The organism is Stenotrophomonas sp. SrG, assembly GCF_050031795.1.
Classification (GTDB): domain Bacteria; phylum Pseudomonadota; class Gammaproteobacteria; order Xanthomonadales; family Xanthomonadaceae; genus Stenotrophomonas; species Stenotrophomonas rhizophila_A.
Map to the genome: position 1 here is coordinate 183,474 of NZ_JBNBBE010000002.1, position 14,212 is coordinate 197,685.

The following is a 14,212-nucleotide window of genomic DNA, read 5'->3' on the forward strand; positions in this document are numbered from 1 at the left end:
TGCCAGGCCGTCGAGCGCGCGCTCGGCGGCGTCGGCGTATTCCTCGGCGCGGCGGCGGCTGTATTCCAGCCCGCCGGTGGCGTGAATGGCGGCCAGCACCTCCGGCATCGCATCCGCATCGCCGTTCTGCACGATGGCGCGCAGACGCTCGCGGGTGGTGGCGTCGGAATGGGCCATGGCGTGGATCAGCGGCAGGGTCGCCTTGCCTTCGGCCAGGTCGTCGCCCAGGTTCTTGCCCAGCTCGTCCGCATTGGCCGAGTAATCCAGCACGTCGTCGGCGATCTGGAAGGCGTAGCCCAGGTGCATGCCGTAGTCGTACAGCGCCTGCTGGGTGGCCGCGTCCACGCCGCTGGCCAGTGCCCCCAGCCGGGTACCGGCAGCGAACAGCACCGCGGTCTTACGCTCGATCACGCGCAGGTAGGCCGCTTCGTCGGTATCCGGGTTATGCACGTGCAGCAGCTGCAGCACTTCGCCTTCGGCGATGCGGTTGGTGGTATCGGCCAGGATCTGCATGACCGGCATGCGGTCCAGTTCGACCATCAGCTGGAAGCTGCGCGAGTACAGGAAGTCGCCGACCAGCACGCTCGGGGCGTTGCCCCACAGTGCATTGGCGGTGCTGCGGCCGCGCCGCAGGCTGGATTCGTCCACCACGTCGTCGTGCAGCAGGGTCGAGGTGTGGATGAACTCGATGATCGCCGCCAGCTGGTGGTGCTCCGGGCCGGCCTGGCCGACCGCGTGGCCGGCCAGCATGACCAGCATCGGCCGCAGGCGCTTGCCGCCGGCAGATATGATGTGGTCGGCGATCTGGTTGATCAGCACGACATCCGAGGACAGTCGGCGGCGAATCAGCGCATCCACGGCGGCCATGTCGGGCGCGGCGAGCGACTGGATCTGGGGCAGGCCAAGCGCGGGGCGGGTGTCTTCGGTGATGGTCATGCGGTCTGACTTTCAGGCTTGGGCGGAATTATAGGCGGTGCGGACGTATTCCGCCCGCGAAGGCGTTCCGGGGGCCGGGCAGGGCGTGAATACGTATGCAAGCGGCGCCACCGCCGAGGGTGCGCCGCTAAGCTTGTCGGGTACGTTCTGGCGCCCGTGGGAGGGCGCCCTGGAAGCCCGGAGGGGGGCCCTCGATGACGCAGACTCCATGGTGGCGCGGTGCCGTCATTTATCAGATTTACCCGCGCAGTTTCCTGGATGCCAACGGTGATGGCGTGGGCGACCTGCCCGGCATCATCGAACGGCTGGACTACGTGGCCTCGCTGGGGGTGGACGCGATCTGGATTTCGCCGTTCTTCACCTCGCCCATGGCCGACTTCGGTTACGACATCGCCGACCATCGCGATGTGGATCCGCTGTTCGGCACCCTGGCCGATTTCGATCGGTTGCTGGCCAAGGCGCACGCGCTGGGCCTGAAGGTGATGATCGACCAGGTGTTCAGCCACACCTCGATCGAGCACGCCTGGTTCCGCGAGAGCCGCCAGGACCGCACCAATCCCAAGGCGGACTGGTACGTGTGGGCCGACCCGCGCGAGGACGGCACCCCGCCCAACAACTGGATGTCCATCTTCGGTGGCGTGGCCTGGCAGTGGGAGCCGCGCCGCGAGCAGTACTTCCTGCACAATTTCCTGGCCGACCAGCCGGACCTGGATTTCCACAATCCGGCCGTGCAGCAGGCCACCCTGGACTACGTGCGGTTCTGGCTGGACCGCGGCGTGGATGGCTTCCGCCTGGATTCGATCAACTTCTGCTTCCACGACAAGCAGCTGCGCGACAACCCGGCCAAGCCGCTGGAAAAGCGCCTGGGCCGGGGCTTCAGCACCGACAACCCGTACGCCTACCAGTACCACTACTACAACAACACCCAACCGGAGAACCTGCCGTTCATCGAGCGCCTGCGCGGGCTGCTGGACGAGTACCCGGGCGCGGTCAGCCTGGGCGAGATCTCCGCCGAGGATTCGCTGGCAACCACGGCCGAGTACACCGCGCCGGGTCGCCTGCACATGGGCTACAGCTTCGAACTGCTGGTCAAGGATTACAGCGCGGCCTACATCCGCGACACGGTGTCGCGGCTGGAAGCGACCATGACCGAAGGCTGGCCGTGCTGGGCGATCTCCAACCACGACGTGGAGCGCGCGGTGACCCGTTGGGGCGGGCACCCGGCGCAGCCGCGGCTGGCGCGGCTGCTGGTGGCGGTGCTGTGTTCGCTGCGCGGTTCGATCTGTCTGTACCAAGGCGAGGAACTGGGCCTGGGCGAAGCGGACGTGCCGTTCGAGGCGCTGCAGGATCCGTATGGCATCACCTTCTGGCCGAACTTCAAGGGCCGCGACGGGTGCCGCACGCCGATGCCGTGGCTGGATGCGCCGCTGGCCGGGTTCACCAGCGGTGCGCCGTGGCTGCCGATCCCGCAGGAGCACCAGGCCAGTGCAGTGGCGGTGCAGGAGCACGATCCGCACTCGGTGTTGAACGCGTTCCGCCAGTTCCTGGCGTGGCGCCGCACCATGCCGACGCTGCTGCTGGGCGACATCCGGTTCCTGGAGACGGCCGAACCGGTGCTGATGTTCGAGCGACGCCATGGCGATGAGACGCTGTTGCTGGCGTTCAACCTGTCGGCAGAAGCGACCCAGGTGGCGCTGCCCGAAGGCGAGTGGCACGCGCTGCACGTGCCCGGCCCGGATGCAGGGCAGGCCAATGGGGCAACGCTGAACCTGCCGGCACAGGCAATGTACTGCGCGCGCCGCGTCTGATTCACGATTTCCGGTGGTATTGATGGGCGGAGCCGAAAGGCTCCGCCCTTTTTTCTTCGATCAGGTTCATCGCGAGCGTTGAGGGCCGCGACGGGGCTCGGCTTGCGGCACGAAAAAACCCGCTGCTCGCGCAGCGGGTTCTTCGTTCGTGCTTCTACGCCGGGATCAGAACTTGTAGTTCACACCCAGCATGTAGGTACGGCCCCACTCGATGTACTCCAGCGGGCGATCCTTGGTGCCGGCATACGTGCGGTACGGCTCGTTGGTCAGGTTGCTTCCCTGCAGCAGCAGGGTCAGCCCGTGCAGCGCGCTGTCATCGGCGAAGGTGTAGCTGATCTGCGCGTCGGTCACGTTCTCGCCCACCACGTAACGCAGCGTGCGGTTGCCGTTGAAGTTGCCGATTTCACCGATGAAGTCCGAACGACGACGCTGGCTCACGCGCGCTTCAAAGCCGTTGCGCTCGTAGTACGCGGTGAAGTTGTACACGCGCTCGGACAGGCCCGGCAGGCTGATCGGATCGGTGCCCACGCTGGACGCGCTTTCCGGGTCCAGGATCTTGATGTCGCTGTCATTGAAGGTCGCGCTGGCCTGCACGCCGAAGCCACGCAGCGGATCGGCCAGCATTTCCAGCGGGAACGAAGCAGTCAGCTCCAGGCCACGCAGGGTGCCGCCTTCGCCGTTCTGCGGTGCGGAGAAGGTGCCCGTGGTCTGCAGCGGGGCGGTCATGCCCGGCGGGATGACGTAGCTGGCCAGCAGGTCGCTGAAGTCGTAGTCGTCCACCGACTGGGTGTAGACGTAGCTCTTCAGGTCCTTGTAGAAGATCGCCGCCGCCACATATGCCTTCTCACCGAAGTACTTCTCGTACGACAGGTCGATGGCATTCGCACGCCACGGATCCAGCAACGGGTTGCCGCCGCTGCCGCCCGGCTTGCCGGTGGCCGTATCCACGCCGAACTCCAGGCCGGCGCGCATCTGGTCAACGCGCGGGCGCGCGACCTGCTTGGCCACGGCGAAGCGCAGGGTCTGCTGGTGCGGGAACAGGAAGGCCAGGTTCAGGCTCGGCAGCCAGTCGGTGTACTTTTTGCCTTCATCGATCGGCAGCACTTCCTGGCCGGCCGGGCGCGAGCGGTCGAAGTAGTTCGACTGCGAGCTCTGGTCGGTGGTGATCATCTGCACACCGATGTTGCCGCGCACGCCCACGTCACCGATGTCGGTGTTGATATTGGCGCGCACCCAGGCCGTGGTGGTCTTTTCCTGCACCACCCACGACTTGGGAATCAGGTAATCCAGGTTGGTGACCGGGTTGAACGTCATGTAGCGGTCGACGGCCGCCGGCACGTTCCACGCCGGGATGTAGCCGATGCCGGCAAAGCCCAGGTTGACCGGGGCGTACTGCAGGTCGCCGGCGACGTTGGCGTCGCCCTGCGCGCCTAGCAGGATGTTGCCTTCGGCCTGGGTCTTTTCCTTGCGGCGGTCGGCGTAGTTGACGCCCACGTCCACGTCCTGGAACCACGACAGCGCTTCGGGCATGTTGAACGTGCCCTGCAGGCGCGCGCCCTTCAGGCGGTCTTCCACCTGCGGCACCTTGCCGTAGCCGGAGCCATAGATGGTGTTGGTCAGGTACAGCGCTTCGGGGTTGGAGTAGTCCAGGCCCGGGCGGATCTGCGAGAAGCCATCCGGGTTGATGGTCAGCCCGATGGTGTCCAGCTGCGGCATCGGGGTGAGCTGCAGGTTGTTCTCCAGGTTCAGCTCATCGCGCGTGGCCTTGGAGTAGTTCACATCGGCGGTGAGCTTGAAGCTGTCGAAGGTCAGCTCGTTGTTCCAGCCGAACGCGTCGATCTTGTCTTCGCGCTTGTTGTACATGCCGCGCACCAGCGGGTACACGCCGCTGGCGGTGCCGCCGGTGAAGGTGCCGTTGCCGTTCACCTGTGGATTGGTGATCAACAGGCCCGGGGTGTAGCCGCCGTTGTAGTTGCTGAGGTTGACCTCGAACTGGTTGGCGGTGTCGATCTGCTCGGCTTTGGTGTGGAACATGTCCAGGGTGCTGGTCCACACGTTCGACGGGCGGAACTGCACGGTGGCCATGTAGCCGTCACGCTTGGCGTTGCCGGTACGGCGCAGCGCCTTGATGCCGTCGGAGAACGCGGTGCCCGGCGCCACGCCGGGGCGGTTGCCCTGGTCGGTCTGCTCGGTGGTCCACGGCTCGTACAGGCCCACCTGGTTTTCCTGGATCGGGTTGTCGCTGTGCGCGTAGCCCAGTGCGATGCCCCAGGTGTCTTCGGCGAACTGGTCGATGTAGCTGGCGCTGAAGCGGTTGCCGAACGCGTCCACGTTGGCGGCCTTGCCCAGCGAGTTCTTCGAATAGCGGCCGCTGAGCGCGATCACGCGCTCGCCGAACGCCAGCGGGCGCACGGTCTGCATGTCGATGGTGCCCGACAGGCCCTGGCCGACCAGCGCCGCATCCGGGGTCTTGTACACGGTCACGCCGTTGACCAGTTCGGACGGGTACTGGTCGAACTCCACGCTGCGGTTGTCGCCGGTGCTGACCACTTCACGCCCGTTGAGCAGGGTGGTGGCGAAGTCGGGCGACAGGCCGCGTACGCTGATCACCTGGGCACGGCCGGCCACGCGCTGGGCGGCCAGGCCGGGCAGGCGGGCCAGCGATTCGGCGATGCTCACATCCGGGAGCTTGCCGATGTCTTCGGCCGAGATCACCTCGACCACCGAGGTGGCGTCCTGTTTGATCGCAATGGCGTTTTCGATGCCGCGGCGGATGCCGGTGACCTGGACGGTATCCAGGTCGGTGGCGGCGTTACCGGCCGGCGGTGCGGTGGTGGTGGACTGCGCCAACGCCAATGACGGCGTCAGGGCGACGGCCAGCGCGATACTCAGCGCGCTGCGCTTGCGATTCAACATTTTCCCCTCCCAGGCAATGTTGCCAAACTCATGTTGTGATCAACGGCGATGCGTTGCCGCAGGTGTCATGGCGCGATGGCCGTTGACTGCGTGGCTATGGTAGGCAGCGCGCCTTCGGCGTGAATCACCCTGCATACGTATTCAATGAAAATGCGGGATTATGGAACCGGTTTCACCGGCGGCACGACCAACGGTCGTGCCCTACCGGGGCATTCGACGCCCGCGGTAGGTAACGGCCGCTGGTCGTTACGGCTTCACAACGGGGTAAACCGGATGGCTTGGCCGCCACCGGGCGCCAGCACGATAGTCAGGGTGTCAGCGCCGGTGACCTGGCGGGTTTCGCGCGTGAACGCGAACGGATTGGACTGATAATCCGCACCCTCCCCATCGCGGTATATCTCGGCGCGGTAGCGCACGCCGGGCTCCAGGAACGACAGCGGTACCGGCAGCGAACGCCCATGCTCATCGGTGATGCTGCCCAGGAACCAGTCGCGGCTGTGGCGATCCTTGCGCGCGATGGTCACGTAGTCGCCCACCTCACCATCCAGCACGCGGGTGTCGTCCCAGTCCACGGCCACATCCTCGATGAAGCGGAATGCCTCGCGGTGCTGTTCATAATGCTCGGGCAGGTCGGCGGCCATCTGGATCGGGCTGTAGATCACCACGTACAGCGCCAGCTGGCGGGCCAGCGTGCTGGGAATGGGCTGGCCGTGGCGGCCCTTCAGGCTGAGGATGCCCGGGGTGTAATCCATCGGCCCGGACAGCAGCCGGGTGAACACCAGGTTGACCTCGTGTTCGGGCGGGTTCGGCGGCTGGCCCCAGGCGTTGTACTCCATGCCGCGTGCGCCTTCGCGCGAGATCCAGTTCGGATAGGTGCGGCGCAGCCCGGTGTCCTTGATCGGCTCGTGCGGATTCACCGCGATGTGGCGCTTGGCTGCTTCCTGCACCACCTTCAGGTGATGGCGGGCCATGAACTGGCCGTCGTGCCACTCGCGCCACAGCGGGCCGCCGGTCGGATTACGCCGATCCACCTGGCCGTCGTCGCAGACATAGCCGCTCTTGAACGAATCCACGCCCAGCCGCGCATACAGGTCCAGGGCCGCGCCCAGCTGGTCTTCATAGTGCTCGATCGCGCAGCCGGTTTCGTGGTGGCCGATCAGGTGCACGCCTTTCTTCGCGCCGTAGGCCGACAGCGCCTCGATGTCGAAGTCCGGGGTGGCGCGGGTGAAATCGAAGTCGTAGCCGTTGCCGACCCAGTTGCCATCCCAGCCCGGGTTCCAGCCTTCCACCAGCACGCCGCGGAAACCGTGTCTGGCGGCGAAGTCGATCACTTTCTTCGTCTTCGCCGTGGTCGCCGCATGCTTCGGCCCGGTCGCCCAGCTTTCCTGGTCCAGGTGCATCGACCACCACACGCCCAGGTATTTGGACGGCTTCACCCAGCTCACATCGCCCAGTGCGTTGGGTTCGTTGAGGTTGAGGATCAAGTTGGATTCCACCAGCCCGCCGGCGGTGTCGCTGATCTGCAGCGTGCGCCAGGGCGTATCGAAGGGCAGGGTGCGACGCACCTTCCAGCCTTCGGCCGACGGCGACAACTGGGCGCGCAGGCGCTGGCCCTCGGTGCGCCGCAGCCACATGCCGGCGTAGTCGACCAGCGCCGCCTCGTGGATCGCCACGTGCAGGCCGTCGTGGCTGCGCAGGGTGAGCGGGGTATGGGCCAGCGGCACCTGGTCCAACGGCGTGCGCTGGTACAGGTACTCGTAATGGATGGGCTCGCCAGCGGGGATCCACCAGGCGGTGGATGGCGGGGCGATCGCGAACTCGGTCAGCTCGTCATCGATGATCGCCTCGCGCAGGCCCGGCTGCAGCGGGAAGTGGTAGCGGAAGCCCAGGCCGTCGTCGTAGACGCGGAACACCACGTCCAGCCGGCGCTTGGCACCGCTGCGCTCGCCCAGGTGCACAGTGACTTCGTTGTAGTGGTTGCGCACGCTGCGGCGCTCGCCCCAGGGCTGTTCCCAAGTGTCATCGACACGGCGCGTTTCCTGCCCGAGCACCGCCAGGTCGCGGTCCAGGCGGCCGTCGCGCAGCTGGAAGCCCAGTTTTGATTCGGCCACCACGGTCTGGCCGAGGCGCTCGACCCGGTAACTCGGGTTGCCGCCATCCAGCTGCAGCGACACCTTCAGAATGTCGCCCGGTGACTTGGCGCTGGCCACCGTGACCGGTTCAGCGTGTGCGGCGGTGGTGCAGACCAGCAACGACAGTGCCAGCCAGGCCAGCGGGCGGGGCGCGGCAACAGCGCGCAACAACGGCAACTCCAGTGGCATTTCCCCTCCCAGGGCAGCGCATATCTGCCCCGGACTATAGCCACGCCTGCCGCGGCCTCACCGCGGCACGCCATGAATACGTATGCAAGCGGGCACGTATATCGCCTGTGCAGTGCGACGGGCGACGGTCGTCGCCTACCATGCAGGCAGGCACCCTGGGAGGGGGCCGCGACGACAGCGCCCCGGCGCTGGCGAACCATACCGCGTGCAAGAAGGGAGGAAGGCCGACGGGCGCAAGCCGGTCCGCCGCTTTTCGATGCTGAAAACGATCTGCCTGACCGCTGCCCTCGGGGCGGCGCTGGTGTCCACCGCTACGGCGGCGGACCTGACTTTCGATGGCCGCACCGCGCGCGCCAACGCCGCTGCCGACGGCAGCTTCCAGTTGCTGGCCGATGGCAAGCCGGTGGCGATTGCCGCCCAGCCGATGCGCAGCCGCACCGACAGCGTGATGTTCGATGCGCTGTTCGCGCTGGCCCAGCAGGACATGGCCGCCGACCGCGTGGACGCGATCCGCGACCCGGCCTTCAATTTCGGCAACCCGGTGGACTGCGAGTGCTTCCAGACCGGCGAGCGCTGGCCGTACGTGTGGACGCGGGATGTGAGTTTCGCCGCCGACCTGGCGCTGGCCCGGCTGGAGCCGATCCGCACCCGCCAGTCCCTGCAGTTCAAGCTGTCCAAGGCGCGCGACGGCGTCATCCCCAGCCTGTTCGTGGCCCAGGACACCGGCTCCGGCGGCAGCTGGCCGATCAGCAGCGACCGCGTGGTGTGGTTCCTGGCCGCACGCGACCTGCACGACAATTCCAGCTTCATGACCGAGACCTGGCAGGCCCTGCAGGCCACCCTGGCGCAGGACCGCGCGATGGTGTTCGATGCGCGCACGGGGCTGTACCGCGGCGAGACCTCGTTCCTGGACTGGCGCGAGCAGACCTACCCGGACTGGACCCGCAACGACGTGCGCTTCATTGGCGACTCCTTCGCGCTGTCCACCAACGTGCTGCACTACCAGGCGCTGCGCCTGGCCGAGAAGTACGCCCGTGAACTCGGCGACGCCCGCGCCAGCGAGTACGCGGCCTGGGCCGACGCGCTGGCCACGCAGATCGACGCGCGCTTCTGGCGCGAAGACGCCGGCATGTACATGAGCTACATCGGCGAAGCCGCACACCCGGTGCCGTATGCCAAGTACGACCTGCTGGGCATCTCGCTGGGCGTGCTGGCCGAGGTGTTCCCGGCCGAGCGTGCCCGCCGCTCGCTGGCCAACTACCCGTACGTGGAAGGCGGCAGCCCGGTGGTGTGGCCGCAGGAAGCGCAGCAGCCGATCTACCACAACCGGGCGGTGTGGCCGTTCGTCAGCGCCTACTCGCTGCGTGCGGCACGCAAGGTGGATGATGCCACCCGCATCCAGCGCGAGATCGAATCGCTGATGCGCGGCAGCGCGCTGGCCGGTTCGAACATGGAAAATCATGAGATGCGCACGCTCGCCGTGCACGTCAACGAAGGCCCCTTGAGCGGCCCGGTGGTCAACTCACCGCGCCAGCTGTGGTCGGTGGCCGGCTACCTCTCGATGGTGCTCGAAGGCGTGTTCGGCGTGGAAGCCGACGGCAGCGTCGCCCCCAAACTCCCGGTGGCCCTGGTGCCGCAATTGTTCGGCAAGCGCGACAGCATCGAGCTCGACACCGGCAGCACCCGCTACATCCTCAAGCGCCCCCGCACCCTCGACGGCGACCTGCTCGTAGCAGAAAAGATCCAGCGCAAGGGCAACACCGTAACCGTCCGCCTCGAACCGCGCAGGGACACGCCACGCGTGTCCGCTTTCCGCGCAGACCCGGCAAACCCCAACGCCTTCGCCCCGGCCACCCCCGCCGCCCCGGCAGCGCAGAAGCGCGGCAACACCTGGACCATCGCCATCCCCGCCCACCACCAGCTCTGGCAGGACGGCATCGCGGTGGGCAGCTCGGCCACCCACACCGTCACCAACGACGGCCACCAGCACTGCCTGAGCCTCACCCGTCGCGAAGGCGACCTCGAGTCGCTGCACAGCCCGATGACCTGCATCGGTCCGCAGCAACGCCTGCCCGGCGCAACCCAGTGGGCCTGGACCGCCGCAAAGCCCACCCGTGTCCGCATCCGCCTCCACTACGACAACCCCAACGGCCCGATCAACACCGGCGTCACCGCTGCCGTGAAGCAGCTGGCCGTGCACTGCGCGGGGCAACCGGTCCAGCGCGCCACGATCGTGATGCCGCACAGCATCGGCCCGCAGGATTCCACCGCCGCCGAATTCGACCTGCCCAAGGGCAGCTGCCGTTTCACCCTGGAACCCGGGTTCAACATGAGCGCACTGGAACACTTCGCCCAGTACAACGGTGGCAAGGGCGGCCGCGACGGCGTGCTCAACGCGGCCAACGTGCAAGCGTTGCTGATCGCACCGGTGGCCGGCGAGGCGGAGGCCACCCGATGAGCCGCACCGCCAAGCCGACCCTGTCGTTCTGGCAGATCTGGAACATGTGCTTCGGCTTCCTCGGCATCCAGTTCGGGTTTGCCCTGCAGAACGCCAACGCCAGCCGCATCTTCGAAACGCTGGGCGCGCCGATGGACGCCGTGCCCGGGCTGTGGATCGCCGCACCGCTGACCGGGCTGCTGGTGCAGCCGATCATCGGCTACCTGTCCGACCGCACCTGGACCCGCTGGGGTCGCCGCCGCCCGTACTTCATGATCGGCGCGGTGTTCACCACGCTGGCCCTGCTGGTGATGCCGAACTCGCCCACGCTGTGGATCGCGGCGGGCACGCTGTGGGTGCTGGATGCCTCGATCAACGTCTCGATGGAGCCGTTCCGCGCGTTCGTCGGCGACAAGCTGGCCCCGCGCCAGCGCCCGACCGGCTACGCAATGCAGAGCTTCTTCATTGGCGTAGGCGCCATCGTGGCCAGCTTCCTGCCGTTCATCCTGGCGCACTTCGGCGTGGCCAATACCGCTGCCGCCGGCGAAGTGCCGCCGACCGTGCGCTATGCGTTCTACTTCGGCGCGGTGGTGCTGCTGGCCTCGATCGCCTGGACGGTGTTCAGCACGCGCGAATACTCCCCGACCGAGCTGGCCAGCTTCGATGATGCCGAGCCGCCGGCCGTGCACCAGTCCGCGCCTGTCGCCGGGCCGCCGCCGATGCTGCAGATCGGCGGCTGGATCGCGCTCGGCCTGGCGCTGGCTGCGGCGATCGCCTGGCGCAACGGCGACAAGATGCTCTACGTGCTGGCCGGGCTGTGCATCGCCTACGGCCTGCTGCTTGGCGTGGCGCGGCTGCTGCCGGGCCCGCAAATGCTGGCCGTCATCGTCGATGACCTGCGCAGCATGCCGCGCACCATGCGCCGCCTGGCGTGGGTGCAGTTCTTCTCGTGGTTCGCGCTCTTCGCGATGTGGATCTACACCACTGCCGCGGTGGCCGGTACCCATTTCGGCTCTACCGATCCGGCGTCGGCCGCCTATAACGAGGGTGCCAACTGGGTGGGCGTGCTGTTCGGCGCGTACAACGGCTTTGCCGCACTCGCCGCCCTGTTGATTCCGCTGATGGTGCGGCTGATGGGCCTGCGCCTGAGCCACCTGGTCAACCTGTGGTTGGGCGGCCTCGGGTTGATCTCGCTGATGCTGATCGACGACCCGAAGTGGCTGCTGCTGTCGATGGTCGGGGTTGGTTTCGCCTGGGCCTCGATCCTGTCGCTGCCGTATGCACTGCTGTCTGACAGCGTGCCGGCGGCCAAGATGGGCGTGTACATGGGCCTGTTCAATTTCTTCATCGTCATCCCGCAGCTGGTCGCGGCCAGCGCGCTGGGCTTCATGCTGCGCCTGTGGCTGGGCGGCAACCCGATGCACGTGCTGGCGCTGGGTGGCGTCAGCCTGTTGATCGCCGGGTTGTGCGTGCTGCGGGTGCCGTCCCACCAGGAGGTTGTCTGATGCTGTCTCGTTCGCGTTTGTCGCTGGGCCTTTCGTTCGCGCTGCTGGCCGGCCATGCCGTTGCGGCCCCGCGCCCCGAGTACGTGGGCACGTTGGAGCCGTTCGCCAGCGATGCGGTGTACTTCGTGGTCACCGACCGCTTCGTCAACGGTGACCCGACCAACGACCACCGCGACCAGGGCGGCAAGCACCGCACCTTCGACATCCCGGTGCCGTGCCCGGACAAGGTCGACGGCAACATCGGCTATCTCGGCGGCGACTTCAAGGGCGTGCTCGACAATGCCGACTACATCCGCAACCTCGGTTTCGGTGCGGTGTGGATCACCCCGATCATCGACAACCCGGATGAGGCCTTCACTGGCAGCAAGCCGATCAGCTGCACCAGCACCCTGACCGACCGCGGCAAGACCGGGTACCACGGCTACTGGGGCATCAACTTCTACAAGCTCGACGAGCACCTGCCCAGCGCGGACCTGGATTTCGCCGGGCTCACCCGTGGCCTGCACGACGCCAAGCTGAAGGTCGTGCTGGACATCGTCGGCAATCACGGTTCGCCGGCCTGGACCATGCCGGTGAAGCAGCCGCAGTTCGGCCAGATCTTCGACAAGGACGGCAAGCTCATCGCCGACCACCAGAACCTGCCGCCGCAGCAGCTGGACCCCAAGCACAACCCGCTGCACGCGTTCTACAACAACATCGGCCCGGTCGACGCGGACAAGGGCTCGATCTTCGACGGCAACCTGGCCGAGCTGGGCGACTTCAACCAGGACAATCCGGCAGTGATGGAGTACCTGGTGGGCGCCTACCTGCAATGGACCGCGCAGGGTGTGGATGCGCTGCGCATCGATACCATCGGCTGGCTGCCGCACCCGTGGTGGCATGAGTTCGTCAACCGGATCCGCGCCAAGCATCCGGACATGTTCATGTTCGGGGAGGCGTTCGACTATGACGCCGGCAAGATCGCCGAGCACACCTGGCCGACCAACGCCAACGTGAGCGTGCTCGACTTCCCGCTGCGTGGCGCGATGTCCAGCGTGTTCGGCAAGGAGCAGAAGGGCTTCGAAGCGCTGGCCGAGCCGCTGCACCTGGTGGGTGGGCCGTACGCCAACCCGTACGAGCTGATGAGCTTCTACGACAACCACGACATGGCGCGGCTGGATGCCACCGACAACGGCTTCATCGACGCGCACAACTGGCTGTTCACCGCGCGCGGCATTCCGGTGCTGTATTACGGCTCGGAAACCGGCTTCATGCGCAGCCGTGCCGAACACGCGGGCAACCGTGCGTACTTCGGCCAGCCGCGGGTGGATGCCGCCCCGCAGAGCCCGATCTTCGGGCCCCTGCAGCGGATCGCCAAGCTGCGCGAGGCCACCCCGGCCCTGCAGCGCGGGCTGCAGGTCAACGAACGCCTGCAGGGCGACCAGGCGGTGTTCTACCGCGTACTGCAGCACGGCGATACCGCGCAGACCGCGCTGGTGCTGCTCAACAAGGGCGACACCGCCAGCACGTTCGAGGTCAGCCGCTACCTGCAGCCGGGCACCTGGCGTGATGCGCTGGGCGGCGGCAGCCAGGCGGTCAAGCGCAGCCTGAAGGCCGACGTCCCCGCGCACGGGGTGAAGGTGTACCTGCTGGAAGCGGCGGTGAACCAGAAGGAACTGCAGGCCGAGCTGGCGAAGGCGGTGGCGGACCAGCAGGCGAGGACCACGCGCCTGTCCCGGTAGGTACCCACCGTTGGTGGGTACGCCCTGACCACCGACCAACGGTCGGTGGCTGCCGACCGGGTAGAATCGCCCCATGAACGACCTCACCCCACTGACCCCGATCGAAGCCCTTCTGCAATCCGCCATGGACGGGAAGACCCCGATCGGCGCTTTCATGAAGGCCTTCGTCGCCTCGGACGTGGTGCTGCTCACCGGCAGCCTGGTCACCCCCGACGGCAGCGGCTTCGACCCGCTGCTGTTCGACAAGCAGGGCACCCTGCACGTGGCGGTGTTCACCCACATGGAGCGGGTCGGCTTCCACAGCCAGCAGGCGCCGCACACGATCCGCATGCAGATGCTGGAGGTGCTCAAGCGCGTACCCGGCGGCTATGGCGTGGTGGTCAATCCGGGCACCTCGCTCGGCTTGGAACTGTCCCCGGCAGGCATCGGCGAGATCCTGAAGGATTTCGCCTGAGGGATGGCCTGCAGTTCCCGCTCCACGCGGTTTGCACATTGCTGAAGTGGACTTAATGTAGAGATGTCGATCACACAATCTCTACACAGTGCTGGTTGCTAGACTCCGCCGCAA

General features: G+C 66.9%; 8 protein-coding genes. 5 read left to right on the forward strand and 3 right to left on the reverse strand.

Translation table 11 applies throughout. The annotated features are described in order from the left end of the window. The coding region (locus ACQG3P_RS02840) for a polyprenyl synthetase family protein (RefSeq protein WP_426804132.1) at window positions 1-936 on the reverse strand (936 nt) is incomplete at its 3' end. 194 nt (window positions 937-1,130) lie between these two features. Between ACQG3P_RS02840 and ACQG3P_RS02845 the strand changes: the two genes are divergently transcribed. After that, window positions 1,131-2,744 (forward strand): alpha-glucosidase family protein, encoded by a 1,614-nt coding sequence (locus tag ACQG3P_RS02845; RefSeq protein WP_426804133.1) that lies wholly within the window; start codon window positions 1,131-1,133, stop codon window positions 2,742-2,744. Between the two features lie 165 nt (window positions 2,745-2,909). On the opposite strand, the gene ACQG3P_RS02850 is transcribed toward ACQG3P_RS02845, so the two are convergent. Next, window positions 2,910-5,660, reverse strand: coding sequence for a TonB-dependent receptor (locus tag ACQG3P_RS02850; protein WP_217536616.1), 2,751 nt, complete (start codon window positions 5,658-5,660; stop codon window positions 2,910-2,912). Between the two features lie 254 nt (window positions 5,661-5,914). Then, window positions 5,915-7,981, reverse strand: a complete 2,067-nt coding sequence (locus ACQG3P_RS02855) for a glycoside hydrolase family 97 protein (RefSeq protein WP_426804134.1) — start codon at window positions 7,979-7,981, stop codon at window positions 5,915-5,917. Between the two features lie 256 nt (window positions 7,982-8,237). Between ACQG3P_RS02855 and ACQG3P_RS02860 the strand changes: the two genes are divergently transcribed. From ACQG3P_RS02860 to ACQG3P_RS02875, 4 genes are all read left to right on the forward strand, one after another. Then, entirely contained in the window at window positions 8,238-10,439 is a 2,202-nt protein-coding gene (locus ACQG3P_RS02860) for a Six-hairpin glycosidase-like protein (RefSeq protein ID WP_426804135.1), read from the forward strand. Beyond that, window positions 10,436-11,923, forward strand: a complete 1,488-nt coding sequence (locus tag ACQG3P_RS02865) for an MFS transporter (protein ID WP_426804136.1) — start codon at window positions 10,436-10,438, stop codon at window positions 11,921-11,923. Before ACQG3P_RS02860 ends, ACQG3P_RS02865 begins: the two co-directional genes overlap by 4 nt. Next, window positions 11,923-13,644, forward strand: a complete 1,722-nt coding sequence (locus ACQG3P_RS02870; RefSeq protein ID WP_426804137.1) for an alpha-amylase family glycosyl hydrolase — start codon at window positions 11,923-11,925, stop codon at window positions 13,642-13,644. Before ACQG3P_RS02865 ends, ACQG3P_RS02870 begins: the two co-directional genes overlap by 1 nt. A 73-nt stretch (window positions 13,645-13,717) precedes the next feature. Then, window positions 13,718-14,098, forward strand: a complete 381-nt coding sequence (locus tag ACQG3P_RS02875; protein WP_068849964.1) for an SseB family protein — start codon at window positions 13,718-13,720, stop codon at window positions 14,096-14,098. Window positions 14,099-14,212: the final 114 nt, after the last annotated feature.

Excerpts from the sequence above, each read along its gene's own strand:
- ACQG3P_RS02845 (WP_426804133.1), top strand. The coding sequence starts at position 1,131 with ATGACGCAGACTCCATGGTGGCGCGGTGCCGTCATTTATCAGATTTAC.
- ACQG3P_RS02850 (WP_217536616.1), bottom strand. The coding sequence starts at position 5,660 with ATGTTGAATCGCAAGCGCAGCGCGCTGAGTATCGCGCTGGCCGTCGCC.
- ACQG3P_RS02855 (WP_426804134.1), bottom strand. The coding sequence starts at position 7,981 with ATGCCACTGGAGTTGCCGTTGTTGCGCGCTGTTGCCGCGCCCCGCCCG.
- ACQG3P_RS02860 (WP_426804135.1), top strand. The coding sequence starts at position 8,238 with ATGCTGAAAACGATCTGCCTGACCGCTGCCCTCGGGGCGGCGCTGGTG.
- ACQG3P_RS02865 (WP_426804136.1), top strand. The coding sequence starts at position 10,436 with ATGAGCCGCACCGCCAAGCCGACCCTGTCGTTCTGGCAGATCTGGAAC.
- ACQG3P_RS02870 (WP_426804137.1), top strand. The coding sequence starts at position 11,923 with ATGCTGTCTCGTTCGCGTTTGTCGCTGGGCCTTTCGTTCGCGCTGCTG.
- ACQG3P_RS02875 (WP_068849964.1), top strand. The coding sequence starts at position 13,718 with ATGAACGACCTCACCCCACTGACCCCGATCGAAGCCCTTCTGCAATCC.